This window comes from Allocatelliglobosispora scoriae (assembly GCF_014204945.1).
In the GTDB taxonomy this organism is placed as follows: domain Bacteria; phylum Actinomycetota; class Actinomycetes; order Mycobacteriales; family Micromonosporaceae; genus Allocatelliglobosispora; species Allocatelliglobosispora scoriae.
In genome coordinates this window covers 158,761-185,705 of sequence record NZ_JACHMN010000002.1, presented here as the reverse complement: position 1 = coordinate 185,705, position 26,945 = coordinate 158,761, and the positions used below count along the sequence as shown (strand labels likewise).

The 26,945-nt window shown below is 70.9% G+C and carries 23 protein-coding genes; 11 read left to right on the top strand and 12 right to left on the bottom strand.

What is annotated here, in order from left to right:
- Window positions 1–75: 75 nt before the first annotated feature.
- From F4553_RS06750 to F4553_RS06740, 3 genes are all read right to left on the bottom strand, one after another.
- The gene (locus F4553_RS06750; RefSeq protein WP_312875123.1) at window positions 76–2,379 is read right to left on the bottom strand and encodes a glycoside hydrolase family 6 protein; all 2,304 of its coding nucleotides are present in this window, start codon (window positions 2,377–2,379) and stop codon (window positions 76–78) included.
- A gap of 329 nt (window positions 2,380–2,708) precedes the next feature.
- A complete protein-coding gene (locus tag F4553_RS06745) occupies window positions 2,709–4,133 on the bottom strand; it encodes a hypothetical protein (protein ID WP_184833600.1) in 1,425 nt (474 codons plus the stop codon).
- A gap of 10 nt (window positions 4,134–4,143) precedes the next feature.
- A complete protein-coding gene (locus tag F4553_RS06740; protein ID WP_184833598.1) occupies window positions 4,144–6,258 on the bottom strand; it encodes a hypothetical protein in 2,115 nt (704 codons plus the stop codon).
- Between the two features lie 89 nt (window positions 6,259–6,347).
- Here F4553_RS06740 and F4553_RS06735 point away from each other — a divergent pair, with 89 nt between their 5' ends.
- From F4553_RS06735 to F4553_RS06725, 3 genes are all read left to right on the top strand, one after another.
- Window positions 6,348–9,266 (top strand): AfsR/SARP family transcriptional regulator, encoded by a 2,919-nt coding sequence (locus F4553_RS06735; protein ID WP_184833596.1) that lies wholly within the window; start codon window positions 6,348–6,350, stop codon window positions 9,264–9,266.
- A gap of 61 nt (window positions 9,267–9,327) precedes the next feature.
- Entirely contained in the window at window positions 9,328–10,101 is a 774-nt protein-coding gene (locus tag F4553_RS06730; protein WP_184833594.1) for an AfsR/SARP family transcriptional regulator, read from the top strand.
- Between the two features lie 9 nt (window positions 10,102–10,110).
- Window positions 10,111–10,560, top strand: coding sequence for a GNAT family N-acetyltransferase (locus tag F4553_RS06725; RefSeq protein ID WP_184833592.1), 450 nt, complete (start codon window positions 10,111–10,113; stop codon window positions 10,558–10,560).
- Here the strand turns inward: F4553_RS06725 and F4553_RS06720 are convergent, their stop codons facing one another.
- The gene (locus F4553_RS06720; RefSeq protein ID WP_184833580.1) at window positions 10,561–10,986 is read right to left on the bottom strand and encodes a hypothetical protein; all 426 of its coding nucleotides are present in this window, start codon (window positions 10,984–10,986) and stop codon (window positions 10,561–10,563) included.
- Window positions 10,987–11,202: 216 nt separating this feature from the next.
- Between F4553_RS06720 and F4553_RS06715 the strand changes: the two genes are divergently transcribed.
- Window positions 11,203–11,712: an HPP family protein gene (locus F4553_RS06715; protein WP_184833578.1), complete on the top strand. Its 510-nt coding sequence runs from the start codon at window positions 11,203–11,205 to the stop codon at window positions 11,710–11,712.
- Here the strand turns inward: F4553_RS06715 and map are convergent.
- Window positions 11,707–12,474, bottom strand: coding sequence for a type I methionyl aminopeptidase (gene map, locus F4553_RS06710; protein WP_184833576.1), 768 nt, complete (start codon window positions 12,472–12,474; stop codon window positions 11,707–11,709). The two genes, F4553_RS06715 and map, sit on opposite strands and share 6 nt — an antisense overlap.
- Before the next feature lie 80 nt (window positions 12,475–12,554).
- Between map and F4553_RS06705 the strand changes: the two genes are divergently transcribed.
- Window positions 12,555–12,815: a helix-turn-helix domain-containing protein gene (locus F4553_RS06705; RefSeq protein WP_184833574.1), complete on the top strand. Its 261-nt coding sequence runs from the start codon at window positions 12,555–12,557 to the stop codon at window positions 12,813–12,815.
- A gap of 6 nt (window positions 12,816–12,821) precedes the next feature.
- Here the strand turns inward: F4553_RS06705 and F4553_RS06700 are convergent, their stop codons facing one another.
- Window positions 12,822–13,355, bottom strand: a complete 534-nt coding sequence (locus tag F4553_RS06700; RefSeq protein WP_184833572.1) for a hypothetical protein — start codon at window positions 13,353–13,355, stop codon at window positions 12,822–12,824.
- Window positions 13,356–13,583: 228 nt separating this feature from the next.
- Between F4553_RS06700 and F4553_RS06695 the strand changes: the two genes are divergently transcribed.
- Together F4553_RS06695 and F4553_RS06690 are read left to right on the top strand one after the other, a co-directional pair.
- Window positions 13,584–13,976 (top strand): ribosomal maturation YjgA family protein, encoded by a 393-nt coding sequence (locus F4553_RS06695; protein WP_184833570.1) that lies wholly within the window; start codon window positions 13,584–13,586, stop codon window positions 13,974–13,976.
- Window positions 13,976–14,398, top strand: a complete 423-nt coding sequence (locus tag F4553_RS06690; RefSeq protein ID WP_184833568.1) for a DnaJ family domain-containing protein — start codon at window positions 13,976–13,978, stop codon at window positions 14,396–14,398. Before F4553_RS06695 ends, F4553_RS06690 begins: the two co-directional genes overlap by 1 nt.
- Here the strand turns inward: F4553_RS06690 and F4553_RS06685 are convergent.
- Window positions 14,379–15,017 (bottom strand): alpha/beta hydrolase, encoded by a 639-nt coding sequence (locus F4553_RS06685; protein ID WP_221469801.1) that lies wholly within the window; start codon window positions 15,015–15,017, stop codon window positions 14,379–14,381. The two genes, F4553_RS06690 and F4553_RS06685, sit on opposite strands and share 20 nt — an antisense overlap.
- Window positions 15,018–15,207: 190 nt before the next feature.
- Here F4553_RS06685 and F4553_RS43130 point away from each other — a divergent pair, with 190 nt between their 5' ends.
- Window positions 15,208–17,445 (top strand): glycoside hydrolase family 20 protein, encoded by a 2,238-nt coding sequence (locus tag F4553_RS43130; protein ID WP_312875122.1) that lies wholly within the window; start codon window positions 15,208–15,210, stop codon window positions 17,443–17,445.
- Here F4553_RS43130 and F4553_RS06675 read toward each other — a convergent pair.
- Entirely contained in the window at window positions 17,412–18,188 is a 777-nt protein-coding gene (locus F4553_RS06675; RefSeq protein WP_312875121.1) for a TetR/AcrR family transcriptional regulator, read from the bottom strand. The genes F4553_RS43130 and F4553_RS06675 overlap by 34 nt on opposite strands.
- Window positions 18,189–18,282: 94 nt before the next feature.
- Between F4553_RS06675 and F4553_RS06670 the strand changes: the two genes are divergently transcribed.
- Both F4553_RS06670 and F4553_RS06665 read left to right on the top strand, forming a co-directional pair.
- A complete protein-coding gene (locus F4553_RS06670; RefSeq protein ID WP_184833562.1) occupies window positions 18,283–19,266 on the top strand; it encodes an ATP-binding cassette domain-containing protein in 984 nt (327 codons plus the stop codon).
- Window positions 19,263–20,051: an ABC transporter permease gene (locus tag F4553_RS06665; protein WP_184833554.1), complete on the top strand. Its 789-nt coding sequence runs from the start codon at window positions 19,263–19,265 to the stop codon at window positions 20,049–20,051. Before F4553_RS06670 ends, F4553_RS06665 begins: the two co-directional genes overlap by 4 nt.
- A gap of 248 nt (window positions 20,052–20,299) precedes the next feature.
- Here the strand turns inward: F4553_RS06665 and F4553_RS06660 are convergent, their stop codons facing one another.
- The 4 genes from F4553_RS06660 to F4553_RS06645 form a co-directional block, all read right to left on the bottom strand.
- Window positions 20,300–21,079 carry an ABC transporter ATP-binding protein gene (locus F4553_RS06660; RefSeq protein ID WP_184833552.1) on the bottom strand — a complete coding sequence of 260 codons (780 nt, stop codon included), beginning with the start codon at window positions 21,077–21,079 and terminating at the stop codon, window positions 20,300–20,302.
- On the bottom strand, window positions 21,063–22,112 hold the full coding sequence (locus tag F4553_RS06655; RefSeq protein WP_184833550.1) for a taurine ABC transporter substrate-binding protein: 1,050 nt from the start codon (window positions 22,110–22,112) through the stop codon (window positions 21,063–21,065). Before F4553_RS06655 ends, F4553_RS06660 begins: the two co-directional genes overlap by 17 nt.
- Window positions 22,113–22,138: 26 nt before the next feature.
- Window positions 22,139–22,957 carry an ABC transporter permease gene (locus F4553_RS06650; protein WP_184833548.1) on the bottom strand — a complete coding sequence of 273 codons (819 nt, stop codon included), beginning with the start codon at window positions 22,955–22,957 and terminating at the stop codon, window positions 22,139–22,141.
- 374 nt (window positions 22,958–23,331) lie between these two features.
- Window positions 23,332–24,771, bottom strand: coding sequence for a cellulase family glycosylhydrolase (locus F4553_RS06645; protein WP_184833546.1), 1,440 nt, complete (start codon window positions 24,769–24,771; stop codon window positions 23,332–23,334).
- A gap of 386 nt (window positions 24,772–25,157) precedes the next feature.
- On the opposite strand from F4553_RS06645, the gene F4553_RS06640 reads away from it, so the two are divergent.
- Window positions 25,158–26,945 (top strand): DUF2510 domain-containing protein, encoded by a 1,788-nt coding sequence (locus tag F4553_RS06640; protein WP_184833544.1) that lies wholly within the window; start codon window positions 25,158–25,160, stop codon window positions 26,943–26,945.

Here is a 26,945-nt window from a genome sequence, read left to right as displayed (position 1 = left end):
TGCGTGATCAACAGACGGTCCCCGGTCCGGGAGCACCCAACGGACCGGGGACCGCCGCTCATGATGCGGCCGTGGTCAGAGCGCCGGGTAGGCGTTCGCCATCAGCTGCTGGAACTGCGCGGAGAACCAGTGCCCCGACAGCGGCGAGTTGGGCAGGGCCCCGCTCATGCTGTTGCCGTTGCGCGCGTTCCCGGTGTAGGTCGGGTCGCACATCCGGTCGAAGCCCTTGCCCTCGTTGTTCGGGATGGCCGTGCTGGAACCGTCGGACTCGCCCGGCGGCTTGATCCAGACGTAGGCGTCGATGCCCGAGGCGGGTGCCGCCCGCGGGCGCTCGCCGAGGCCGGCTCCGCTCTGGTTGCACCAGTTACCCTTGTGGATACGGCGGTCGATGCGGGACTGGTTGACGAAGGTGTTGGGGTCGGTCGACGTGCTCGCCGCGGTGGGCCGGTTGGGGCCGCCCCAGCCGTTGCGGGAGGTGTCGATCAGCATGCCGATGTTGGACGGGAACCCGGCCGTGACGAGCCGCGAACGGAACGCCTGGGCGAAGGTCAGCTCGTCGTTGTAGCGGTTCCAGTCGATCCACGTGGTCTGCCGCAGCTGCTCGGTCACCGGGCCGACATAGGGCTCGGTGAGCGCCGAGTAGTTGGCGGTGTCGGTGATGAAGCCGGTCACGTTGGACGCGACGCTGCCCGACGCCGTGGCGGCGCTGAACATCATGTTGGCGGTGGCGCCGAAGTTGTCGTCCCAGCCGACCCAACCGTGGTGCGCGGCGTCGAGGTAGTTGTAGACGTTGCCGATGGCGCCGAACTTGGCCAGGGCGTAACCGACGCCCTCGACATAGCCGCGGTTGGCGAGCATGGTGTTGCACACCGCGGTCTCGGTCGGCCGCCCGGCCACGTTGGTGACCAGGTTGGGCAGCGAGTCGATCTCGATGATCGTGACGATCCGCAGGTTGGCGTAGGCCGGCCGGGCCAGGATCGCGGCGATCGGGTCGATGTACTCGGTCTTGTAGCGGGGCAGGTCCGTCGGGCCGAGCTCGCCGTTGGAGGCGAGCGCGGCGCAGTCGCGGCCGGGCAGGTCGTAGATGACGAACTGCACGGTGAGCGCTGCGCTGCCGTTGGCGGCGTCCTGGGTGACGGCGGCGTTGAGGTGGTCGACCATGCCCATGCTGCCGGTGGTCGGGCTGCTGTTGCCGGCGATGGAGCTGATGCTGTCGAACCAGACGCCGGTCGGCTGGTTGGCGATCCGGCTGCCGCCGGGCTCGGCCGTGGCGAGCGCTTTCCACTGCGGGTTGTTGTAGACGGTGGCGCCGACATACGGGTTGTCGACCCGCGGGCACGGGTTGCAGCCGGTGCCGTCGTTGTCTGCCTCGGTCGCGGTGACGGTCACGTTGCCCGCCGACGAGGCCGCCGCGATCGTGGCGGTGCCGTTGGTGGTGTCGGTGTCCTCGGCCGCGCTGATCGTGACCGTGACGCCGGTGCTCCAGTTGCCGCTGGTCAGCGAGAAGCTCGTCGGCGAGACGGTGACGTTGGTGTCACCGGTCTTGGTGAGCGTGACGGCGACCGATGCCGACGGCGCCGAGGTGAGCCGATAGGTCACGGTCGTCGAGGATCCTTCGGGTACGGAGACCGCGGTCGAACTCACCGTGAGGACCGGTGTCGTGGTGCCGCTGATGCTGAAGGGCACGGCGGGGGAGACGGTGCTCAGGACGGGGCTGCCGTTGTCATAGGCGGTCGCCGTCGCGGAGTGGCTGCCGGAGGCGAGCCCGGCGGCACTGAAGCTGTATGGCGCGCTGGTGTCGGTGCTGACCAGCGTGCCGTCGACCCGGAACTCGACCTTGGTCACCGCACCGTTGTCGGCGGCGGTCGCCGCGAGCGGGACGCTGGCCCCGGCGGCGAAGGTCTGCCCGCTGGTGGGGCTGGTCAGGCTGACCGTGGGCGCGGTGTTGCCGCCACCGCCGTTGCAGGCGGTGCCGTTGACCGCGAAGGAGGTCGGGTTGGCGTTGCTGCCGGTGTAGGAGGCGTTGAAGCCGATCCCCACCGATCCGCCGTTCGCGACGGATCCGTTGTAGGACAGGCTGCTCGCCGTGACGTTCTTGCCGGACTGGGCGTAATTGGCCGACCAGCCCTGGATCCCGGTCTGCGTCCCCGCCCACGTCCAGGTCAGTGCCCAGCTCGTCCACGGGTCGCCGGTGTTGGCGATGGTGATGTTGGCGCCGAACTGGGTGCCGTTGTCCCAGGCCTTCTGGTATGTGATCTGGCAGCCGACGGCCGCCATCGCCGGTGACTGCACGGCGACGATGCCCGCCGCGGCGAGCGCGCTCACGCCGAGCAGCGCGACGAGCCTGCGCCGGATGGCGTGTCTGATGGGTGTCCTCACATTGTTCTCCTAGAACCGGGCCGGTCCCTGCGGGCACCGGCGGCGGCGTCCGCGGACCCGTGGTGCCGGGCGTGGGTCCGCGGCCGCGCTGGGGAGGATGGGACGGGCCCCTCGACCTGCGCGGGGTCGAGGTGTGGAGCGGGTGTGAGCTCACCGAAACATGTGAAGGCAGTTTGGCATGGGAGCGTTCCCACATCAATGCTGATCAAGGCCTTGAGAATGCCAAATATTTCGATCTATTTACGTCCGTGTTACCGCATGATCGGCGCAACTCTTCAAGAGTTGCGCCGATCATGCGGCCCGCGACGGGGGTACGCGGGCCGGCCGCCCTAGGCGTTGCCCCAGGCGGCGAGCTGGTTCATGTAGGTCTTGATGTTGCCGACCGAACCGGTCATCACATAGGTGTTGAAGGTCTTCGTCCCGGCGCCCAGGTTGCCCTTGTGAATGACGCTCCACTTCGACGTGGCGAAGTCGTGGTCGCCGGTGCCGCCGCCGCACGCGGTCGGGTTGCTGAAGAAGTTGCCGAGCAGCATCTCCGAGACCGAGCCGCCGACGCTCTTGTTGGCGCCGTAGACGCCCATCGCCGCCGTCAGGCTGCTGTTGGCGATGATGACACCGCCCCGGTTCGGCGGGGTGTAGTGGTAGTAGTTGTAGCTGTCCGGGCAGTTCGGCGACTGGTTGATCTCCTGGATCGTCTGCGAGATCGCGTCATAGGTGAAGAACCGCGTGAACTCGGCCCGCAGGTAGCCCGTCGGGATCTCCACGGTCGGCTCGCCGGTGAGCGCGGGCGAGGTGAGCACGGTGGTGTAGCGGGCCACCGGGCCGAGGCCGCCCCAGTTGAGCGTGATGTCCTTGCCCAGCAGCATGTCCTTGTAGATCACCGGGTTGTCCGGGCCGCCGCCGGCATAGGTCTGCGGCAGGAACTCGATCGGCACCGACCTCGTCGACTGGGTCAGCGTCGCGGTGTTGTTGGACGCCGAGGCGAGCGGCGAGCCGTGCCGGGCCCACGCGGGGCGGTCCCAGTCGGTCCAGGTGTCCCCGGCCTCGGTCGGGTTGCTCTGGACGTGGTTGCCCCGGTCGAAGAAGACCGACGACTGCAGTTCGCGACCGTAGTCGCGGCGGTTGAGGTACTGCACGCCGTTGTGGGTCCACTGGAAGACCGCGCCCCCGGCGGCCAGGTTGGATTCGACCGTCACCCCGCCGCCGGAGAGGGTCAGCGGTGACGAGGCGGTGTTGGCGAAGCGCGGCCAGCCGAAGGCCCCGGCCAGCGGTTCGTCGGCGTAGCAGCTCAGTGCCGGTTCGTTGACCGAGCGGCTGCCGTGGTCGCCGTTGCAGCCGTTGAAGGTGCGCCGGTACTGGCTCAGCCCCTGCGCGTTGCCCGCCGCCTGGTACGCGTAGCCGACCGGGGCCTCCGTCTGGTAGCCGCCCTCGCCGGGGGTGAGCGACTCCATGTGGTCCATGTGGCCGTAGGCGTTGGGGTTGTAGAGGCGGTAGAGGGGACGGGTGTTCGCCACCTGGGTGGCGGGCAGGTAGTAGATCTGCCCGTCGTTGGGGAAGCCGTCGCGCTCGGCGTTGTCCTTGGTCGTCATCAGATCCGGGCGCGACCCCACCCGTACCCGCCAAAGGATCTTGGCGACGACCGCCTCGCCGCCCTGCGCGGCGAGCGCGGCCTCGATCGGCAGGAGGGTGGTGGCCACGGTCGCGAGCACGGTGACGATGGCCAGGCGCCGCACGGAGCTCGTGCGTCTGGGCATGATCTCTCCCTTACGAGTGGTTGAAGGCGAAGGTGAAGCTCTCCGCGGCGTTGATCGGGTTGCACTGCGAGAGGTCGGTCTTGCAGGCGATCGGCGCGATGCCGAAGCGGAACTCGACCGGACCGGCGACGAAGCTGCGCGACGACGACGAGGTGATGCTGACGTTGAAGACGTAGAGCGCCCCGTTGCTCGTCACCTGGGTCGACCCGGGGATCGTGGGCATGGTCGGAAGCTGGAACAGCCGGGTCCAGCCACCGCCCGGCAGCGTCTCGTGAAACCGCAGGTAGGGTTGCGCTCCCGGGTGGTTGAGCAGCCATTGCACGGGTACGGCGACCGGGAACGACACATACTGCGCCTTGAAGTCGAGCGTGGCACCCGACGGCGGCCCGTAGACCCCGGCGGCGGTGCCGATGAGCGGCGTGAAGGGCATCCAGTCCGACCAGGGCCCGAGGTTGGGGTACCCGCTGAAGCGCACCCGGAAGCGGGCCGGGGTGTCGATCGTCGAGGGCGCCGAGGTGTTGCCGTAGTCGAGCGTCGAGCAGACGTTGGGGTCGAAGGCCGAGCAGTCGCCCGAGATCAGCTTCGTCGGTCCGGCACCGAGCTGCTGCTCCACCTGCCAGAACGGGAAGGCGATCCCGCCGGCGTCCACGATGAACTGCGGCATGTGGTAATAGGAGACCGGGTACATGATGTTGTTGAAGTGGTACCGGTAGGAGACCTGTTTCGGCACGATGCAGTGCTCCGACGCGACGATGCCCCGCGCCCAGACGAAGTCGCAGAACGCCCGCTTGTAGCGGGGCGGCAGGGTGCCGTAGAAGCGGCCGGTGTGCGCGACCAGGCCCCAGTTCTCGGCACCCGCGGCGGCGTTGCCCTCGTGGTAGCGGTAGTAGATCGCCTGGGCGACGTCGGCGCGGTTGGCGAGCGCGGAGAAGACGTCCCTGATGTAGAGGCCCTGCTTCGCCTCCTTCGTCTCCAGCACCGTGGAGGTGACGTCGTTGGAGTTGAAGCCGACCTCGGTGAGCCAGAACGGCGATGCCGCCTGCGGCACGCCCTCGCCGGTGAGCACCGTGCGCAGCGCGGCGAGCCGCCCGGTGATCCCGGTCAGCAGCGTCGAGGTCGCGGTGTTGGCGTAGCCGCCGGGCAGGGACAGGCCCATCGCGAAGGGGTACGGGTGGTAGCCGATCCCGTCGAACGGCCAGGCCCCGGCGTTGGCGGCCCTGAACGCGGCGACCGATGCCGACTTGAGCAGCGCCTTGAGATGGACGGTGTCGTCGTTGGCCGTCCCCGAGTCGCCGCCGTCCATCGCCGGGTGCATCCCGTGCGTGATCACCTTGACGGTGGTGCCGCACGGCTTCGACCCGGCGAGCCGGCAGTAGCGGAAGAACTTCGAGATCAGCCGCCCGTAGGCGTCCGGGGGCGCCACGTAGGGGCCGGGGTGCGCGGCGGTGCCCGGGTGGTAGAGCTTGTTCGCCTCGTTGAGCACCTCCACCGCGGCGAGCCGCGACGTGAAGGCGCCGACCACGGCGAGCGCCTTGTCGATCCACACCTTCATGAACTTCGTCGTCGTCCCGTACTCCGGGTACTGGCTCACCGCCACGGAGTCCTGCAGCTGATAGAGGTAGGGCTCGCCCGCCGGCACCCCGCTGCCCGTCACGCCGCCCTCCACCAGGGCGAAGTTGAGCACGGCGATCACCTTCACGTCGGCGGGCAGCTTGTCGAGCAGGCGCCGGTAGAGCGCCAGGTCCACCGCGGACTCACCGGAGGCGGCGATCTCCAGCCGGACGAGCTTGACCTGCGCCTCGACGAGGTCCCGGATCATCTGGTCCTCGAACGCGACCCGCTGGGCATCGGTCATCGAGGGCTCGATCGCGGGCCGGATGTGCCACGGGCTCATCACCGCCAGCCCGGTCTTGGCGATGGAGGCCGCCGCCGTGACCGCGGCGGCGGTCCGCTGCCCCGGTGCGGTCCGGGCCGCGCCGATCGGCGGCGCGGCGATCGCCGCCACCTCGGCGGTCCGCGACCCGGTGACCGATCCGTCCTGGGCTGCGGCCGGAGCCGCCCCGGCCGCGATCACCGTCAGCGCCGCCAGCATCGCGCCGACCCGGCCGATGATTGTTGTGCTCATGCTTCCTCCCTTGTCGGGAGAAGGGTCGAGCGGCCCGGTATGTGATTGGTATATGCCGAGGTCTCGATCTGCGATAGCGTGATGGGCGGATGGCGACATATCACGTTCTCGGCTCCCTGACCGTCACCGCCGACCAGCGTCCGGTGCCGGTGCGCAGCCGCCGCCAGCGGGCCGTTCTCGCCACCCTGCTCGCCAACCCCCGCAGCGTCACCCCCGTCGACCGGCTCCTGCGGGCGCTGTGGGCCGACGACCCGCCCGACACCGCGATCGGCCAGGTCCAGACCGTCGTCTGGCGGCTGCGCCAGGCCCTCGGCGACGGCGCGATCCTCACCCGTCCCGGCGGGTACGAGCTGGTCGCAGCCGAGTCCGACGTGGATGCCGACGTGTTCGCGGCGACGGCTGCCCACGCGGCGGAGCTCGCCGAACGCGGGCAGCTGGCCCAGGCCGCCGAGCGCTACACCGAGGCGCTGCGGCTGTGGCGCGGGCGGCCCTTCGCCGACGTGCAGATGCCGGGCGACCTGGTCGGCAGCGGGCTGCCCGCCGCGATCGCCGCGCTCACCGAGCACCGGGTCGCGGTGGAGAGCCGCTTCTTCGACGTCGAGCTCGCGCTCGGCCGCCACGAGGGCCTCGTGCCGCTGCTGGACCGGCGGGTGCAGGAGGAGCCGCTGCGGGAGGGGCCACGCGAGCGGCTGATGCTCGCCCTCTACCGCTGCGGTCGGCGAGCCGACGCGCTGGAGGCATACAGACAGGGCCGGGCGGTGCTCGTCCGCGAACTCGGCCTGGAACCCGGTCCCGGCCTGCAGCAGCTCAACGCCCGGATCCTCGCCGGCGACCCTCGGCTCGCGTCGGCCGCCGAGCAGCCCGGCCCGGTCCAACCGCGCCCCGCGCAGCTCCCGGCCGACGTCACGGCCTTCGTCGCGCGGACCGACCTCGCCGTCACGCTGGCACAGCGGCTCACCGCGGGCGGCACCACCGCACCGGCGGCGGTCGCGGTCTCGGGGGCTGCGGGCAGCGGCAAGACGACGCTCGCCGTGCACGTCGCGCACCGGGTCAAGGACGGTTTCCCGGATGGTCAGCTCTTCGCCGACCTGCGCGGAGAGGACGGCCCGCTCGACCCGGCCGAGGTGCTCGCGCGGTTCCTGCGCGCGCTGGGCGAGGACGCCCGGACGATCCCGCCCGGCCTCGACGAGCGGGCGGCCCTCTTCCGCGTCCGCACCGCCGGCCGGCGCCTGCTCGTGCTGCTCGACAACGCGGCCGGTGAACCGCAGCTGCGGCCGCTGATGCCCGCCGACCCGGGCTGCGCGGTCCTGGTGACGAGCCGCCGCAGAATAGCCGCGCTGCTCGGCGCCCACGAGGCCGACCTCGGCGTCTTCGACCCCGTCGGAGCCCTCGACCTGCTCCGCACGATGCTCGGCCCGGCCCGGGTCGACGCCGAGCGCGCCGACTGCCTCGCCGTCGCGCAGCGCTGCGGCTACCTGCCGCTGGCGATCCGGATCGCCGCCGCCCGCCTCGCCGCCCGCCCGCACTGGCCGGTCGCGCGCCTCGCCGAGCGGCTCGCCGACGAGAGCAGCCGCCTCGACGTCCTGTCGCTGCCGGACCTCGCCATCCGGTCCAGCCTCGCGCTCAGCGTCAACGCGCTCGACCCCGCCGACCGGCAGCTCTTCGCCCGGCTCGGCGGCGTCGAGGCGGCGCACCTGCCGTCGTGGGCCGCCGCGGCCCTGCTCGACCTGCCCGCCGCCGACGCCGAGGAACCGATCGAGCGCCTCGCCGAGGCCCGGCTCGTCGAGGCCGAACCGTCGAGCCCGGCCCGCTACCACCTGCACGACCTGGTCCGATCGCTCGCCCGGGAGCGGCTCGCCGACGACGCCGGTGCCGCCGCGGCGCAGGAGCGCTTCCTCGGCGGCTGGCTCACCCTCGCCGACGCCGCCTACGACCGGTTGCCCGGCGGATTCCGCCGCGCCGCACCGCAATCGGCTCCGCGCTGGTCCGGGTGGCGACCGGCGGAGCTCGACGAGCTGCTCGGCGATCCGGCGGTGTGGTGCGAGGGGGAGCGGACGAGCCTCGTCGCCGCCGTCCGCCAGGCCGCCTCGGCCGGTCACACCGAGCTGGCCTGGAACCTCGCGGTCACGCTGGCCCGCTTCTTCGAGCTGCGCGAGCACCTCGACGACTGGCAGAGCACCCACGAGACCGCGCTGCGCGCCTGCCTCGCCGCCGGCGACCGCGTCGGTGAGGCGTACCTGCTGCGGGGCCTCGGCGAGGTGCGGCTCAACCGGGACCACTTCGCCGAGGCGCTCGGCTTCCTGCGCCCGGCACTGGCGATCATGCGTGAGCTCGCCGACCTGCCGGGCGAGGGCGCGGTGCTGCGCGCCGCCGGAACCGCCCACCGGATGCTCGGCGAGGAGGCCGAGGCGATGGCCGCGCTCGACCGTGCCCGGATCATCTGCGCCGAGACCGGAGACCAGGTCGGGCAGGCCCAGGTGCTGCACAACATCGGCGCCGTGCACCGCCGGGCCGGGCGCCTCGACGACGCCGAGGCCGCCTACCGGGCAGCGCTGGCGATCTTCGAGGAGCGGGGGGACCCCTTCGGCCGCTCGTTCACCCTGTGCAGCCTCGGCCTCATCGCCGGCCGCCGGCCCGAACGCGTCGACGAGGCTGACCGCTGCCTGCGGCTCAGCCTGGAGCTGAGCCGGGAGTTCGGATACCGGCGCGGCGAGGCGATCGCGCTGGGCAACCTCGGCGACCTCTACCAGCGCACGGGACGCCCCGCCGCCGCCGCGGCCGAGCTCGTCGCCGCCATCACGATCTGCCGCGAGATCGGCGACGACCGGGGCGAGGCGATCGAGCTGCGCCGCCTCGGCGAGTCCTATCTCGACCTGGGACGCCACGCCGCCGCCCGGTCGGTGCTGCAGCGCGGGCTCGCCCTCGCCCGGGAGCTCGGCCTCGACGAGGACCGGCGGGAGGCCCTGGCGCTGCTGGGCCGCACCGAGGAGGCCCCGCCGCCGACGTGAGAGCAAACGGAGAGGGCCGCCGGTCGGCTGTGCGCCACGCTGCTTGCCGGAGGTGGTCGACATGGCGTACCTGGTCCTGGGCCCGATCGAGGTCTGCGTGGGTGGCGTACCGGCGGCGCTCGGCGCGCCCAAGCAGCGCGCGGTCCTGGCGATGCTGCTGCTCAACGCACCGCAGCCGGTGCCCGTACGCCGGCTCGTCGACGAACTCTGGCCCGACGGCCCGCCACCGTCGGCGGTGAAGAACGTCCAGGTCTACGTCTACCAGCTCCGCAAGGTGCTCGGACCGCCGCTCGGCTCGTCGGCGGCCGGATATCGGCTGGACCCCGGCGCCGACCTGGACCTGGCCCGGTTCCAGCGGCAGGTCGACCACGCCCGGCAGGCAGCCCGTTCCGGTGGCCGGCGGCTCGCGGTGCAGCTCTACCGGCGGGCGCTCGCACTGTGGCGCGGCCCGGCCCTCGCCGATCTCGCCGACCGGGACCTCCTGCGCACCCAGGCCGCCCACCTCGACCAGCGGCGCCTGCGCGCCCTCGACGAGTGCCTGGAGCTGGAACTGGGCCTCGGCTGCGGCGAGGAGCTCCTCGCCGAGCTGGCGCAGCTCGCCGCCGACCATCCGCTGGACGAATCCCTGCGCTGCCACCAGATCCGGGCCCTGCGGGCGGCCGGGCGGACCACCGAGGCGGTCGCCGCCTATCGCGACGCCTGCCGCCTGCTCGCCCGGGAGCTCGGCGTGCCACCCGGTCCGGAGCTGCGGCGCCTGGCGGATTCGCTCGGCGCGACCACCGGTACGCACTGCGGCCACTGTGGACAATCACTGGTCAGCGGCTCCGGAGGTTAACCTCTACGGATGTCTCCTCGCCTGCGACCAGCGCTCGCCACCGACTACGACACCATCGCGGCGGTGGTCGACGCGTGGTGGGGCCGCCCGATCCTGCCCGCGCTGCCCCGGCTCTTCCTCGACCACTTCCACCGCACCAGCCTGGTCGCCGAGGCGCCCGACGGCGGCCTGGCCGGCTTCCTGGTCGGCATCATCTCGCCGTCGGAGCCGACCGAGGCCTACATCCATTTCGTCGGGGTCAGCCCGGCGATGCGAGGCACCGGTCTGGCCCGGGCGCTCTACGCGGAGTTCTTCGCCCTCGCCCGGGCCGAGAACCGCACCGTGGTCCGGGCGGTCACCGCGCCGGTCAACGCCGGGTCCATCTCGTTCCACCTGCGGATGGGTTTCGCCGTCACCGGACCCGTGCCCGCCTACAACGGTCCGGGCCACGACCTCGTCGTCTTCGAGCGCTCGCTCTGATCAGCCGTCCTGGCTGGTCCGGACTTCCTTCTCGCTGTAGGTCCCGCTCAGGCAGGCCGCGTAGGACCAGGTGAGGCAGACCTGCATCGCGATCCGGTCACCGGCCTTCACGTCGTCCCAGGGCTTGTACATCGTCGGCTTCCCGGCGTAGCCATTGGAGTTCTGCAGGCCGCCGACCTGGTTCCCGTTGAGCCACGCCATGACGAAGATGCCCTTGCTGTCGCTGCAGTAGTCGTGCAGCACGATGAAGTCGTCCTTCTTGCTGCCGTCGCCCCACGTTCCATAGTCGACGAAGTCGGCGACACCGCAGCCGCCGGGGGTCGAGGCCGAGAAGCTGTCGTCGTGTGCGGCCATGGCCGGGCTTCCGAGCAGCGCCAATGCGGCGGTGGCAGCGGTGAGGATCGTCGGCAATCTCCATTGTGACATGGCGAGAGTCAAGCATCGGCGAAAGAACGCGGGCAAGGCTGACCGGGATAGATACCGCCAGAGTTTGGCCGCGCTACCGCGTGGGGTGGAGGTGCCGTCGAGGCGTACCGCCGCCGGTCGAGGGCTCGGCATTGTGGAGGTAATTACACGCATTTGTTGCGTATAGCGTTCGAAGTCGCGGCTCGGCGGGCGGGGCGGGCAAGGGGTGACGTGAACGTGGAGCGACTACTGCGGGTCTTCGTCGGCAGCGCCTCGGCGGTCGCCGTCGTCGGCCTGGTGATGATGGCGACGGGGCAGCCGTGGCTCTTCCCCAGCCTCGGACCGACGGTGATGCTGCAGCTGGAGATGCCGCACCTGCCGCAGTGGTCGCCGCGCAACACGGTCATCGGGCACGGCGTGGCGGTGCTGGCCGGGTACGCCATGCTGGCGGCCTGGGGCCTGCGCGACGCGCCCTCGGCCCTGCAGGGCGGCGTCAGCGCGACGAGGATCGCCGCGGCGGCCGGATCCCTGGCGATCACCGCGGTCGCCCTCATGCTGCTGCGCTGCCCGCATCCCCCGGCCGGAGCGACGACGCTGATCGTGAGTCTCGGGCTGCTGCACACGCCGCGCCACCTGCTGACCCTGATGGCAAGCGTGGTGGTGGTGACATCGATCAGCTGGATCGTGAACCGGGCGATGAGGCAGCCGATGCCGCTCTGGTCGCACCGGGACGAGCAAGCCCTATAGCACCGTCAGCACGCGCGGCCCGTCCTCGGTGATCGCGACCGTGTGCTCGACGTGGGCGGCACGGCTGCCGTCGGCGCTGCGCAGCGTCCACCCGTCGGGGTCCACCCGGTAGCAGTCGCCGCCCCCGCCGAGGAACCACGGCTCGATGGCGATGACCAGCCCGGGGACGAGCCGCATGCCGCGCCCCGGTCGGCCGTCGTTGGGCACCGCCGGCGACTCGTGCATGGTCCGGCCGATGCCGTGGCCGCCGTAGTCGGTGGAGATGCGCAGTCCGGCACCCCGGCCGACCTCGCCGATCGCGGCGGAGACGTCGCCGATCTGCGCTCCCGGTGCCGCCGCCGCGATCCCGGCGGCGAGCGCGGTCTCCACGGTGCCGATCAGCCGGGTGTCCTCGTCGCGGGGCTCGCCGACCGTGAAGGAGATCGCCGCGTCCGCCGCCCAGCCGTCGAGGACGGCGCCGCAGTCGACGCTGACGAGGTCGCCGTCGGCGAGCCTGGTCGCGTCGGGGATGCCGTGCAGTGCCGCGTCGTTGATCGAGGTGCAGATCACCGCCGGGAAGGGTGTCTGGGCGAAGCTGGGCCGGTAGCCCAGGAAGGGGGAGGTGGCACGGGCCTCGGCGAGGATGTCCCGGGCGATCCGGTCCAGGTCGAGCAGGCTCGTCCCGACCTCGGCCTGGGCGCGGACCGTCGCGAGGATCTGCGCGACGACGCGGCCCGACGCCCGCATCGCTTCGATCTCGCCCGGCGTCTTCAGCTCGACCACGGGATATCTCCGTCACTCTCGGCGCCTGCGCGGCGTCTCCTACTGTGGTGGGATAACTATACCGGTACTACTATCACGGTATGGTTCGGGTCCCGTTGACCCCGCAGGAGCGGGCACGTGGTGAGCGACTGGGCGCGGTGCTGCGCGAAGCTCGCGGGCAGCGCACGATGGTGGAGGTCGCCCTCGCCTCCGGCATCTCGGTGGAGACACTCCGCAAGATCGAGGCCGGTCGGATCCCCACTCCGGCCTTCTTCACGGTCGTCGCGCTCGCGGAGACCCTCGACCTGCCGATCGGCCGCATCGCCAGCCAGTGCGCCGCGCCGGAGCCGATCGCGGTCTGACCACCCTCATCCGCCGAGGTGGGAGACGGTCCGCAGCGCGGTCTCCACGGCCTCGGCCAGCGTCACCGCGATCTCCCGGTCCACCGGTGGCGAGACCCTGATCTCGACCGCCAACTCGCCGCCGACCGGCCGCCGGTGGAACTCGACGAGCACCGGCAGTCCGTCGGGGGCATCCGGCGTGAACTGCCCGGCGAAGCCGACCGTCACCGGCTGCTCGTGCCCGGCGGGCTTCGCGTCGAGCTCGGTCTCGTGCAGCTCCACCGCGAGCCGCTGCCAGCCCAGCCCGGCCGTGGCGACCCGGATCGCCAGCACCTCCGTCATGCCCGGCCGATCACGGATCAGCCCCGTCTCGACGTCGGTCACGCCGGTGACCTGCGCCCAGGACGAGCAGAACGCGGCGAGGACGAGGCTGCGCAGCGGCACGTCGAAGCGCTCCGCCACCGCGACGAGCCTGGTGACCAGCGCGACGGAGAGCACCCGTGCGGCGTCGGGCGGCAACCGGCCCGCCCCGCTGCCGAGCCTTACTGGATCCTGCGACATGTCTGCCCCCGTCGGTCACGCATAGGCGTATCGAGCCGGCCCCCCATGATGTGGAGCAGGCCGCCGGTCCCTGACACGACGCGGCTGAGCCGTGAAATGTTGGCAGTCCGGGCGGATTGATACTGAACTCGCTCCCGCTCCACGGCCAGGTGTTCAAGCTGGGGACGAATGTGCCTGGTCCGTGCCCTGGCGAGTGCCCGATCCGGCCCGGGCACGTATCGTCGCCGCATGCTCCGTCCCCGGATCCGCCCGGCTGTCGCCGCGGTGGTCGTCCTGCTTCTCGGCCTCGCGGTGCGCGCGCTGACGGCCGGAGCATTCGCCAAGTACGCCGGTGTCGCCCTCTACGCCGCGCTGATCTACGCCCTGGTCGTCTGCCTCGCCCCCCGCATCCGCCCGCTCGCCGCCGCCCCGATCGCCCTCGCCATCTGCTGGCTCGCCGAGTTCGCACAGCTCAGCCCCTATCCGGCGGAGCTGTCGGCCCGCAGCACCCTGGCCCGGCTCGTGCTCGGCAGCACCTTCAACCCGCCCGACCTCGCCTGGTACGCCGTGGGCATCATCACCGTGGCCGGACTGCACCTGGCGTGGTTACGCTGGCCGAAGCGAGCACCGGGGGAGGGCTGATGACCAGTGCCTACGAGTCGCACATCGACCGCCAGATCCGTGAGGCGCAGGAGCGGGGCGACTTCGACGACCTGCCGGGCCTCGGCAAGCCGCTGCCGGACCGGGGTGAGCGCTATGACGAGAACTGGTGGGTCAAGGAGCTGATCCGCCGGGAGAACCTGACCGGTCTCGCCCCGGGCACGCTCCGGCTCCGCAAGGAGGTCGAGGAGGTGGCGCAGACCGCAGCGGCGAAGAAGTCCGAGTGGGCGGTGCGGGAGCTCGTGTCGCAGCTCAACGAGCGGATCGCCAGCGCTCGGCAGGGCCTCGTCGACGGGCCGACCGTCTCCTATCAGGACCTCGACGTGGTGGCGGTGGTCCGGGCCTGGCACGCCGCCCGCGAGCAGGAGGCCCGGGAGCGGCCGCCTACGCCGCCCGCAGGGTGAGGGTGTCGCGGACGAAGTCGGCGGCGAGGCGGTGCCACAGTGAGGGCTGCGACAACATCGTGTGCCCTGCTCCGCGTACCCCGATGAACTGGATGTCGACGCCGAGCTGCGCGGCCCGCGCGGCATAGCGCCGCGACTCGATCGGCGAGGTCATCCGGTCGGCATCGCCGTGGACGATGAGCACGCGGCGATCGCTGAGCTGGCCGAGCGGATCGGCGGGCTCGATCCAGGGCGCGAGCGCGCAGACGCCGATCACATTGGGTGATCCGGCCGCCCAGAGCGCGGCCCGCCCGCCCATGGAGTGGCCGATGAGCACGACCGGCGTGTTCGGATGGCGCCCGGCGGCCTCGGCGAGGGCCCACTCGACGTCGTGGACGGGGTCGCGGTCAGCCCCGTTCCAGCCGCGGTAGCGGTAGCGCAGCCGCCAGACGGCGACGCCCTCCTGCCGCAGGCCCCGGTGCACCTCGGTGGCGAAGGGCCGCATCCGCAGGTAGGCGAGGCGTGCCTTGTGCACCGGCGCGTGGCCGTGCGCGGCACCGCCGTGCAGCACCATCGCGATCGCCGTGACATCGTCGCCCTCGGGCCCGTTGCCCTCCACCTCGATCACTGCTCTGCTCACTCGTGCCCCCTACTCGTCACGGTAATCGCCGTCAGCAGTTCGGAGCCGGAGGAGTCGAGGATGGGTCCATCCGGTTACTTGACAGTTACGTTGATCGGATTGATAGTTCTCGTTGCCGATAGCCGTGTTCGATGATGCGGAGCCGTCCATGCGCGGTTTGCCCCGGATCTTGCTCGCTAGTGCCCTGGTCGTGGCCGCTATCAGCCTGGCCGGACCGGCCCGGTCGGAGACCCCGGCGTCGCGGGTGATGATCCCCACGCTGCGGGAGTGGACCGCGGGCAGCGGCTCCTACACCTTCTCATCGGTGACCCGCATCCTCGTCGACACGGCGACGCAGGCGACCGGCGCGACCTTCGCGGCGGACCTGACGGCGCTGACCGGCCTGACGATCCCGGTGCTCACCGGCGGCACCGCGCAGCCCGGCGACATCCGGCTCGCGCTCGGCTCGACCGACACCCAGCTCGGCACCGAGGGCTACCGGATCACCGTGGGCTCGTCGGTGACGGTCGACGCGCGGACCGACGCGGGCGCGTTCTACGGCACCCGGTCGCTGCTGCAGCTCATCAAGCAGGCGCCGACGATCCCGGCCGGGGTGGGCCGGGACTGGCCGACGAAGCCGGAGCGCGGCCTGATGGTCGACAACGGCCGCAAATACTTCAGCGTCGGCTGGCTGCGCAACCATGTGAAGGACCTCGCCTACCTCAAGCTCAACTACTTCCACCTGCACGTCTCCGACAACCTGGGCTTCCGGCTGGAGAGCACGACGCACCCCGAGGTCGTCTCGGCGCAGCGCTACACCAAGCAGGAGATCACCGACCTGGTCGCGCTCGCCGCGCAGTACCACGTCACGATCGTGCCGGAGATCGACATGCCCGGCCACATGGACGTCATCCTCGCCAACCATCCCGAGCTCAAGCTCGTCGACAGCGGCGGCGGCGTGAACAACGGCTTCATCGACCTCGCCAAGGACGCGTCCTACACACTGATGCGGGACCTGATCAACGAATACCTCCCGCTCTTCCCCGGCCCGTTCTGGCACCTCGGCGCGGACGAATACGTCACCAACTACACCGCCTACCCGCAGCTGCTCACCTACGCGCGGGCGCACTACGGCGCGAGCGCGACGGCGAAGGACACCTACTACGGCTTCATCAACTGGGCCGACGGGCTGGTCCGGGCCGGTGGCAAGACGATGCGGATGTGGAACGACGGCATCAAGTCCGGTGACGGCACGATCACGCCCAACGCCGACATCGTCGTGGACTACTGGTACAACTACGGCCTCACCCCGCAGCAGCTCGTCGCGCGCGGGCACCGGGTGATGAACAGCAGCTGGACGCCGACCTACTACGTCCTCGGCGGTGCGAAACCCGACAACGCCTACCTCTACGAGTCCTGGACACCCGAGATCTTCCAGGGCGGCACGACGCTCGCCGACCCCGCGCGCAACGCGGGCGCCGCCGTCCACGTCTGGTGCGACAACCCCGCGGCCGAGACCGAGGACCAGGTCGCGGGCGGCATCCGCGACGCGCTGCGCGGCCTCGCCCAACAGACGTGGGGTACGCCGAAAGCCGTCCCCACCTACGCCGCGTTCCAGTCCGTCATCGCGACGATCGGCCGGGCACCCGGGTATGCGAGCGCGGGACTGCCCGGCAACCTCGCCCTCGGCAAGCCGACCGTGGCGTCCAGTGTGGAGACACCGGCCTTCCCCGCGTCCTACGGCACCGACGGCGACTCGGGTACCCGCTGGTCCAGCCTCTACACCAACGCCGAGTGGCTCCGTGTCGACCTCGGCTCCAGCCAGCCGATCGGGCGGGTGATCCTGCGGTGGGAGGCGGCCTACGGGCGCGGCTACCAGATCCAGGTCTCCAACGACGCGACCGCCTGGACGACGATCTACACCACCGCAGCCGGCGACGGCGGTGCCGACGACCTGACCGGGCTCACCGGCACCGGCCGCTACCTGCGGATGCTCGGCGTGACCCGGGGGACCACGTTCGGCTACTCGCTCTACGAGCTGGAGGTCTACGCGCCGTCCGGGCCGATCGACCTGGCGCTGGGGCGGGCGGCGACGGCGTCGAGCACCGAGACGGCCGCCTTCCCGGCGTCCGGGGCGACCGATGGCAACCCGGGCACCCGCTGGTCCAGCCTCTACACCGATCCGCAGTGGCTCCGCATCGACCTGGGCGCGGTGTATCCGATCTCCCGGGTCCGGCTGAGCTGGGAGACGGCTTTCGGGCGGGCGTACCAGCTGCAGACCTCGGCGGACGGCACCACCTGGACCACGATCTTCACCACGGCCGCCGGTGACGGCGGCGTCGACGATCTGACCGGCCTGTCCGGGTCGGGCCGGTACCTCCGCGTCTACGGCACCGCCCGCGCCACGGCCTGGGGCTACTCGCTCTGGTCGGTCGAGGCCTTCTCCTGAGCGTTCGCCTCGATCAGGCGCTCGATGCCGTCGAGGATGCGGTCCAGGCCGAAGGCGAAGGCGTGCGCCGGGTCGGCGGAGGCCTGGTACTGCTCGCCCGAGGCGGAGCCGACCCGTGCCGCGACGGGGAAGTGCCGGTCGTCCATCACCTGCTCCAGCACCGGGGCGGCGGTGAGCCACCACTCCTGCTCGCTGAGCCCCTGCTGGTCGCGGTGCAGGGCGGCCCGGACCCGGGCCACGCCCTCGACGTGGGTCAGCACGAGGGTGAGTGACGAGTCCATCTCGACGTCGGTGAGGCCGATGCCGTCGAGCGGGCGCAGCTCGGCCTCGTATTTCAGCATCGTGTGCGGTCCGAGCACCGGGCGGGCGCCGCTGAGCTGCAGCAGCCACGGGTGGCGCTGGTAGAGGTCCCAGTTGCGCCGGGCGATGAAGGCGAGCCCGCCGCGCCACCCGCCGGGCTGCGCGGACGGCTCCTCGACGCCGGTATAGAGCTCGCTGAGCGCGGTGTCGAACATCAGATCGGTCAGCTCGGACTTGCCGGGGACATGGGTGTAGAGCGACATCGTGCCCACACCGAGGCGCTCGGCGACGCGGCGCATCGCGGCTGCCTCCAGGCCCTCGGCGTCGGCGAGCTCCATGGCGGCGGTGACGATCGCGCGCACCGTCAACCCGGAGCGCCCGGGCTTGGTCTGCGCGCCCCACAGCAGCCCCAGGCTGCGAACCAACTCACTCTTCCCGCTCACGGGAACATTCTCCAGCACGGGCGGATCAACCCGATCACGCCACTGGCGTACGCCGTACGGTACGGTGTACGGTAGCGAGCCGAGGGAGGGTTTCATGAACGCCATTTCCGCCAGCGGGATTCACAAGCACTACGGCACCTTTAGGGCCAACTCTTCAAGAGTTGGCCCTAAAGGGCCGGGACTCGACGGGTTTGACCTGGAGGTGCCCGCCGGGACGGTCTGCGGCCTGCTCGGGCCCAACGGGGCGGGCAAGACCACCGCGATCCGGATCTTCGCCACGCTGCTCGCCCACGACGCGGGCGAGGCGCGGGTCGCCGGTTTCGACGTGCGGCGCCGGTCCGACCAGGTCCGGCGGCGCATCGGCCTCGTCGGACAGCATGCTGCGGTCGACGAGATCCTCACCGGCCGGCAGAACCTGGAGCTCTTCGGCCGGCTGCACCACCTGCCCGTCCGGACCGCCCGGGCGCGCGCCGACGAACTGCTGGAACGCTTCGCCCTCGCCGACACGGGAGCCAAGCCCGTCGCGAAATACTCCGGCGGGATGCGGCGGCGCCTCGACCTCGCTGCGAGCCTCATCGTCGCGCCCGAGGTGCTCTTCGTCGACGAGCCCACCACCGGGCTCGACCCGCAGGGGCGCCGTGACGTGTGGGCCGCCATCCGCGACCTCGTCGACGGCGGCACCACCGTGCTGTTGACCACGCAGTACCTGGAGGAGGCGGACCAGCTCGCCGACCGGATCGCGATGCTGACGGCGGGACGGGTCGTCGCGGAAGGGACGCCGGAGCAGCTCAAGTCCATGATCGGCGGGGATCGGATCGACATCGTCCTCGGCGATGCCGCGCTGCTCGGCCGAGCGGTCGAGACGGTTCGGCCGCTGAGCACCGGGGAGATCGAGGTCGACGCCGCCGAGGCGCGGCTCAGCGTGCCGGTGGCGGAGCGGGCCCGGGCGCTGATGCTCGTGGCGGCGGCGCTCACCGAGCACGGGATCGAGCCGGTCGACGTGGTGCTGCGGCGGCCGACGCTCGACGAGGTGTTCCTTCATGTCACCGGCGGCGCGGAGCGGGAGGTGGCGGCGTGAGCACGCTGCGATGGGGGTTGGCCGACGCCTGGACGGTCACCCGGCGGGACCTGACCCACTGGCGCCAGCAGCCGTGGGCGATCGCGATCGGCTGGTTCTTCCCGATCATGATCCTGCTGATGTTCGCCGGGCTCTTCGGCGGTGCGATGACCGTCCCCGGCGGGGAGTACCTGGACTTTCTGCTGCCCGGGGTGCTCGCGCTGACGATGCTCTTCGGGCTGGAGACGACGGTGCTGGCGGTCTCCACCGACGTTGCCAAGGGCGTCACGGACCGGTTCCGGTCGCTGCCCATGAGCGCGTCGGCGGTCGTGCTCGGCCGGTGCCTCGCCGACATGCTCAACTCGGTCGTCGGGCTCGCCGTCATGATCGGTGCCGGGCTCGCCCTGGGCTGGCGCTGGCACCACGGCCTCGCCGCCGCGCTCGGGGCGATCGGGCTGCTGATCCTGCTGCGCTTCGCGCTGCTCTGGGTCGGCGTCTACCTGGGGCTGATCGTCAAGGGGCCCGAGTCGGTCGCCGCCGTCCAGATCCTGGTCTGGCCGGTCGGCTTCCTCTCCGGCGTCTTCGTCGACCCGGCGACCATGCCCGCGTGGCTCGGCGCCATCGCGGCGTGGAACCCGCTCTCCGCCACCGCCGCTGCCGCCCGTGGCCTGTTCGGCAGCCCGGTCTGGGGCGGTGAGTCCTTCGTGGACCAGTACGCCGTCCTGCTCGCCGTCGCCTGGCCGCTGGTGCTGATCGCCGTCTTCGCGCCGCTGTCCGTCCGCACCTACCGGCGGCTCAGCAAGTAGCGCTCGCGGGCGTTGCTTGATCGCGTTGTTTCCGGGAAGCTGGCCCTTCGGCGTCGGCGTGAGGGGACTCTTTCCTGGAAATGACGCGATCAACGACCGGCGGCGGGCGCGCTGGGCGGCGCTGCCTTCGCACGTGATGTCTCCTGCTGCGCGGCGTGATCGCGTTACTTCCGGGAAGGTAGGGCCCCGACGCGGGTCTGAGGGGACTCCTTCCTGGAAGTGACGCGATCAAGCCGAGCCCGCGCAAGCTACGGGGCGGCGGCGCTCCGGACCGCCGTGCTGATCCGGGTGCGCAGGGTGCCGAAGTCGGGGTGGTCGCGGTCCCTGCCCTGCGCGGGGATGTCGCTCGCCTCGTCCAGGACGACCCGGCCGGGGCGGGCGCTGAACACGATGATGCGCGTCCCCAGATAGACGGCCTCGTCGATGCTGTGCGTCACGAAGAGCACCGTGCGCCCGGTGTCGCGCCACAGTGCCCGCAGCTCCTCCTGCATCCGGTCGCGGGTCAGCGCGTCCAGCGCGGCGAACGGCTCGTCCATCAGCAGCACCCCCGGATCGGGGGCGAGCGCCCGGGCGATCGCCGCCCGCTGCTGCATCCCGCCGGAGAGCTCATAGGGTCGCAGCCCGGCGACGTCGGCGAGACCGACCTGGTCGAGCTTGGCGAGGGCCCGGGCCCGCCGGTCCGCCCGGCTGATTCCCCGCCCGCGCAGTCCGAACTCGACATTGCCGAGCACCGAGAGCCAGGGGAAGAGGCGCGGCTGCTGGAAGACCACACCCCGATCGGGCCCCGGCCCGACGACCGGGGCGCCGTCCACCTGGACGGTCCCGGTCGTCGGCCGGTGGAAGCCGGCGATCAGACCCAGCAGGGTGCTCTTGCCGCAGCCTGAGGGCCCGACGACCACCACGAACTCGCCCGCCGAGATCGACAGGTCGAGCGTGTGGAGGGCGTCGATGTGGCGGCCGCGGCTGCTGTACCGGTGGGTCACCGACCGCAGCGCGACCGCCGAGCCCTCGTCAGGACGGGAAGGCACCGCTGAGTTCCTTCACGGCGAGACCCGCCTGATAGGTGGCGAGGTCGGGTGCCTGGTCCAGCTTGCCCTGGGACTTGAGGAACTCCGCTGCCGACTGCAGGTTCTCGGCGAGCTTGCCGGGGGCGGCGGGCGTACCCAGATAGTCGGCCGACTTCTGCTGCGCCGCGTCGAGCAGGACGAGCTCGGCGAGCTGCGCCTCGGCCTCGGCCGGGGTGATGCTGAGCTGTCGGGCGATCGCTGCGGCCGCGGCGGCCTTGTCGCTGCGGGCGAGCTTGACGGCGCGGTCCTGCTGCTGCAGCCAGGTCTTGAGCACGTCGGGGTGGGCGCTGGCGAAGGCCGTGCGGACGACCGCGAGGTCCGCGGTGAGCTTGCCCTTCGCGGCGAGCTCGCGGCTGGTGACCAGGACCTTGCCGGTCTTGCGCAGCTCGGCGAGGGTCGGCGTCCAGACATAGGTACCGGCGATGTCGCCGCGGGTCCAGGCCGCGAGGATCTCCGGCGCCTCCAGGTCGATGATCTTGACCTTGTCCTGAGGTACGCCGGCCTCGGCCAGCGCCGCGAGCAGGCTGTAGTGCGCCGTGGAGCTGAACGGGGTGGCGACGGTCTTCCCGGCGAGGTCGGCGACGCTGTTGATGCCCTTGTCGGCCTTGACGACGAGCGACTCGTTCTCGCCGATCACATCGAAGATCCACGGCACCTGGTAGGGGATGCTCAGCGGCTTGGCGAGCCCTCGCGAGACCGGGCTGCTGCCGGCGAGCCCGATGTCGATGCTGCCCGCGACGATCGCGGTGTTGACGTCGCCGCCGGAGTCGAACTTGCTCCACGTGATGTTCACGTCGGGCAGCGCCGCCTCCAGCCACTTCTGGTCCTTGACGATCAGGTCACCGTTGGGGATGAGCTGGTAGCCGATGCGCAGGTCGACCTTGGCCGCGCCGTTGTCGCCGGCCTTGTCGTCGGTGGCGCACGCGGCGAGGGCGACGCCGGCGAGCAGGGTGAGGGCGAGCAGCGCGCTGCGTCGCCGCAGTGGCGTGGACATATGCGTTCTCCTATGAGGGGTGTTCGTCAGACCCGGCCGCGCCAGGGCGTGAGCCGGCGTTGAAGGTGTTGCAGCAGGCCGTCGATGAGCAGGCCGGACAGGCCGATCACGATGATCCCGAGCACCACCACGGCGGTGTTGTTGTAGCGCTGGGCGTCGCGGACCATGCCGCCGATCCCCGGTACGCCGTTGACGGTCTCGGCCGCCACGACCGTGGTGTAGGCCACCCCCACGGCGACCCGGACCCCGGTGAGGATCTCGGGGAGCGCGGCCGGGAGCGCGACCCGCCACGGCAGCTGCCATGCCGGTGCGCCCAGTGAGCGGGCGGCGTGGAAGTAGTCGGTCGGCACGCCCCGGACGGCGTCGGCGGTGGCGACCGCGACCGGCGGGAGCGCCGCGAGCAGCAGGAGCCAGATCTTCGGCTCCTCCTCGATGCCGAACCAGATCACCAGCAGGCTGAGGTAGGCGAGCGGCGGCAGCGTCCGCAGGAACGTGATCGCCGGGCCGAAGAGGGCCCGCGCCGTCGGCACCAACCCGATGAGCAGCCCGACGACGAGCCCGCCCGCGACGCCGTAGGCGCTGCCGAGCCCGATCCGGCGCAGGCTCACGCCGAGGTGCTCGATGAGCAGGTACCCCGAGTAGCCGCGGATCCCGTCGTGCGTGGTCGACGTACGCAGGAGCTGCTCCCAGACGTCCGCCGGGGGCGGTACGAACAGCGGGGGCCAGATCTCCGCCTCGGCGACCGCCCACCACGCTCCGATGAGGACGGCGACGGCGAGCACCCGGATCGCCAGCCCGCGCAGCAGGCGCGGTCCGGTCACCCGATCGCGATCGGTGGTGCTCATGGCGGGGTCCTCATCGGCAGGGCTGGGCAGACGGCATCACCGCAGCGGCGGTGCCGGTGCGGTCGGGTGGAGGGGATGCGTCAGCGGCGACAGAGGGTGTCGTGGACCGCGTGCGAGTCGACCGCGAAGAGGGCCAGGCTCAGTGCCTGCCGCTGCTCGCCGGTCGTCGTCATGCCGAGGATCTTATGGAGGCGGCCTGCCGGTGTCCGGATCTTGTTCAGGATGCGGAAGTCCGCCGTGCCGACGATGGCGAATTCGCATGCCACAGCGGTGCTGACCTGCGTGGACGAGATGTCCAGTGCGAAGGAATCATGAACGTCGGGGCGGATATGGGAAAGGGGCCCCTCGCGAGGGGCCCCTTTCCGGTCCGAGGGTCAGAAGTTGTCGGCGGTGCGGATGCGGGTGCGCATGAAGTTGCCCGACTCCTGCAGGACGCCGGTCCCGGCGTACGTGCCGCCGGCACAGGTGCCGGGCCGGAACGCGGCGCTGCTCTCACTCGCGTCGGAGTAGGTCCAGTTGGCGTAGCTGATCTTCAGCCGGTCCAGCAGGTCGAGCCACGTGGTGCTGCTCGAGATGTCGACGTTGCCGCCACCGGTGTAGGTGACCGTGCCGAACTCCGTGACGAACAGCGGGATCCGGGCGGCGGCCCGCTCCACCTCGGCCCGGTAGTTGTCCAGGTGCGATGCGGCGTAGAAGTGGAACGTGTACATGATGTTGCTCGCGTTGACCGGGTTGTTGATGACCTCGGTCGAGTTGGAGCCGTCGGAGATGCCGAGCGAGGACCACCCGCGGGTGCCGACGATGATGACCGCGTCCGGGTCGTTGGCGCGGATCACCGGGATGACCTGCTCGGCGTAGTTCTTGATCGTCTGCCAGCTCACCCCGTTGGGCTCGTTGGTGATCTCGTAGATGACGTTGTTCTTGCTGGCGTTGCGGGCGGAGACGGCGGCGAAGAAGGTCTTGGCGCGCGCCAGGTTGTAGGTCGGGTCACCCGGGGTCAGCGTGTGGAAGTCGATCAGCGCGTACATGCCGCGGGCCTGCGCCTTGTCGACGAGGGTGTTGACCTGGTTGGTGAAGGCGGTCGGGTTCGTCTCGTAGCCCTGCTCCTGCACGTACATGGCGATGCGCAGCAGGTCGGCCTTCCAGTCGTTGGCGAGCGCGTCCAGCGAGGCGTCGTTGTAGCAGTTCGCGAACCACTGCAGTCCGTGCGTGCTCATGCCGCGCAGCTGGATCGCCTTGTTGTTCTGGTTGCAGAGGTTGACGCCGCAGACGTGCAGCTGGCCGTTGGCGGCGACCGGCGTCTGTCCGGTCGGCGGCGTGCTCGGCGACGGGGAGCTGCTGGGCCGCGGTGACGCCGTCGCCGAGGCGCTGGGCGAGGTCGGCGTCGTGGTGCCGGTGCAGACGGTGCCGTTGAGGGTGAAGGAGGTCGGCGCCGGGTTGCTCGTCGTCCAGGTGCCGTTGAAGCCGATGCCGGTCGACGCGCCGGTGCCGAGGGCGCCGTTGTAGTCCATGCTCCGCGCCGTGACCGCCGAGCCGGATTGGCTGTAGGTCGCCGACCAGCCCTGGCCGACCTGCTGGCCGCTGGCGGGGAAGGTGAAGCCGAGGGTCCAGCTGCTGATCGGGTCGCCGAGGTTCTTGATCGAGATGTTGGCGGTGAACCCGCCGGTCCACTGGTTGGTCGTGTAGGTGACCGAGCAGCCGGCGGCCGCCATGGCGTTGGTCGCGGGGAGTGCGGCCAGCGCGCCGAGGGTCAGCGCGCCGACGGCCGCGGCTGCGATCGCGTGGCGCTTGGTGAAGCGGGGGAGGAGTCTCATGAAGCGGTGTCCATTCTGTCCGGGCGGGGACAAGGGGCGGTGGAGAACAGGGGAGCCGGAGCGGTCCGCTGGGTGGTTCTGGCGACGGAACGATCCGGTGTAGAAGGAGCGCCGGGAGCGCTCCCACGAGTCGGAGCTTAGGGCGCCGGTAACGTCACCGCAACATTTGGCCCACTGAAGTTCATCGGTGGGCCGGCTCGCGATCCGCCTCCCCGGGGCGGCCGGATTTCTGCCGATACGTGGACGGGTAGCCCTGTCAGTGGCGTATGAGCGGCTGGTATGCGTTGATGATCGCCCCAATTACATGGGTAGATCAGCCGAGCCATTCGCGCATGGACATGAGATGAGATGTCCATGCTGAAGTTCCCGAGCGGAAGGTATGGCACATGGAGAACAGCGGCAGCGCCAGTCCCGAGATCATCTGTTGCCTGCTGTTCATAGCTGTCATCGCTGCTGCCATCTACCTTTCGAATCGAGGACGCAACTCGCCCGGCCGTGCCACCGCTGATATGTCCTCGGCGCCTGCTCGGGCTGTCGGCATCGTGCTGCGCCCCAGGAATAGGCAAGACCTGGATGAGGATCTGCGATCCTCGCGGCCGGAGATGGTGGACATTGAGCTCAACGAGGTCGATGTCTATCCGCTGTCGTGGGGGACAGGGGTGGAAGCTCCCTACGTGGACGTCGCCCGAGCGAATGGCTACGAGGTGGTCGACCGCAGCAGCGGTGGGCGGGCGCCGAACTACGGATGGAGAGGCCCCGGCGACCGATGGGTACGCTTGCGGCTTCGCCAGAAGCGGTCGTCCCCACCGCCCGCCGCCGCGACTATCGCACCACCGCGGCCAAGCCCGGCCGTCGATGCCAGCGAGTTGACACTCGCCGCCGGCGAGGCGGCGCTGTTCGAGGTCGCCCCCACCGATGCCCTGGAGCGGCATATCCAGGACCTCCTGAACTGTGGAGGTGACATGGGGCGAGCCAACGCCGCCGCGAAACAGATATTCATCGCCACGCCGAGCCCCCGTGATCCATCCGATCGGATCACCGATCAGGAGGGTGTGGACGAACTCCTGGAGCGGCCGTGGCGCTGGCTCGCCTTCGTGTGCCGGTCAGCACACGCTGACGGACGAGACGTCCTCTCGGCGAGGATCGGCCTGTTGTGCTGGCTCTGGAACAGTTCGCTCATCCCGCAGGATGCCGATATCCAGATGGGTGCGCTGGTCGAGGCGCCGGTGGCGGTCCAGGCATTCATCTACCGCACCTCCATCGAGGCGCTGCGTCGGCTTCCGGGCGGAACAGTCCTCGGCGGCGACTGGACCGGACAGTTCAAGGCCACCGACACCTTGCTCCGGATCGAGGCGTCCCTGCCGAAGCTCGTCGGCGTCGGGGAGAGCGACCTCAGCACGGCACCGGATCACGGAACATCGCTACCAGCCCTGCCCCGCGTCGACGCCCTCGCCGCGGCATGCCTCAGTCGCATCAGGTCGCTGCCGGTGAGCGCGGCGTCTGAATACGGTGAACCCATCACCGACATCTACGGGCTGAAGCCGGCCGCGGACGAGGTCCGGCAGGTTCTCCTGCAGGATCAGGCGCTCTACGCGTGGGTGACGGCCCGGACGATGACGATGCTGGAGTCCGCGTTGAGGTCGGGCGAGGGCGGCTGGAGCGGCCTGCTGCCCGTCGCCATGGCATCGGTGGGATTTGAGAGCGAGAGCGGCCTGCGAGCGGATCTGCGTGGTGCTCTGCCCGCCAACGTCATGGAGCGCGTCAACGGCCTGCACGGATACAGCACCACGATCTTCATCGCGATCACCATGCCGCCCGATGTAGCCGGTGGCCAGGGCATCGACCTATACCGGCACCTTTTCGAGAGCGCGGATCGGAACACTCGCGAAACGGCATTCGACATCATCGCCTGGGCATGTGTGATCATCGCCCGCCTGACCCACTGCGGTTACATCGGCGCCTTCCCCTCGGACGGCAGCGGCGTCTCAGAGCCGACACGGATGATCGACCCCGGCTGGTACCCGGATCCTCACAGCCCTGACCCGGAATCCACCGGGCGCGTGTCCAGGCAGCGTTACTGGGACGGCCAGGACTGGACCGACGAGGCGCGGACCCGCACGGGTCAGCAGTGGCGGCCCTGGACAGCGCCCCTTCGCCGGGCCCCGGGACTGTGA

What these genes read in the sequence shown, in the direction of transcription:
- F4553_RS06745 (WP_184833600.1), bottom strand. Translation starts at nt 4,133, where the DNA reads ATGCCCAGACGCACGAGCTCCGTGCGGCGCCTGGCCATCGTCACCGTG.
- F4553_RS06740 (WP_184833598.1), bottom strand. Translation starts at nt 6,258, where the DNA reads ATGAGCACAACAATCATCGGCCGGGTCGGCGCGATGCTGGCGGCGCTG.
- F4553_RS06735 (WP_184833596.1), top strand. Translation starts at nt 6,348, where the DNA reads ATGGCGACATATCACGTTCTCGGCTCCCTGACCGTCACCGCCGACCAG.
- F4553_RS06730 (WP_184833594.1), top strand. Translation starts at nt 9,328, where the DNA reads ATGGCGTACCTGGTCCTGGGCCCGATCGAGGTCTGCGTGGGTGGCGTA.
- F4553_RS06725 (WP_184833592.1), top strand. Translation starts at nt 10,111, where the DNA reads ATGTCTCCTCGCCTGCGACCAGCGCTCGCCACCGACTACGACACCATC.
- F4553_RS06720 (WP_184833580.1), bottom strand. Translation starts at nt 10,986, where the DNA reads ATGTCACAATGGAGATTGCCGACGATCCTCACCGCTGCCACCGCCGCA.
- F4553_RS06705 (WP_184833574.1), top strand. Translation starts at nt 12,555, where the DNA reads ATGGTTCGGGTCCCGTTGACCCCGCAGGAGCGGGCACGTGGTGAGCGA.
- F4553_RS06700 (WP_184833572.1), bottom strand. Translation starts at nt 13,355, where the DNA reads ATGTCGCAGGATCCAGTAAGGCTCGGCAGCGGGGCGGGCCGGTTGCCG.
- F4553_RS06695 (WP_184833570.1), top strand. Translation starts at nt 13,584, where the DNA reads ATGCTCCGTCCCCGGATCCGCCCGGCTGTCGCCGCGGTGGTCGTCCTG.
- F4553_RS06690 (WP_184833568.1), top strand. Translation starts at nt 13,976, where the DNA reads ATGACCAGTGCCTACGAGTCGCACATCGACCGCCAGATCCGTGAGGCG.
- F4553_RS06670 (WP_184833562.1), top strand. Translation starts at nt 18,283, where the DNA reads ATGAACGCCATTTCCGCCAGCGGGATTCACAAGCACTACGGCACCTTT.
- F4553_RS06655 (WP_184833550.1), bottom strand. Translation starts at nt 22,112, where the DNA reads ATGTCCACGCCACTGCGGCGACGCAGCGCGCTGCTCGCCCTCACCCTG.
- F4553_RS06650 (WP_184833548.1), bottom strand. Translation starts at nt 22,957, where the DNA reads ATGAGCACCACCGATCGCGATCGGGTGACCGGACCGCGCCTGCTGCGC.
- F4553_RS06645 (WP_184833546.1), bottom strand. Translation starts at nt 24,771, where the DNA reads ATGAGACTCCTCCCCCGCTTCACCAAGCGCCACGCGATCGCAGCCGCG.
- F4553_RS06640 (WP_184833544.1), top strand. Translation starts at nt 25,158, where the DNA reads ATGGAGAACAGCGGCAGCGCCAGTCCCGAGATCATCTGTTGCCTGCTG.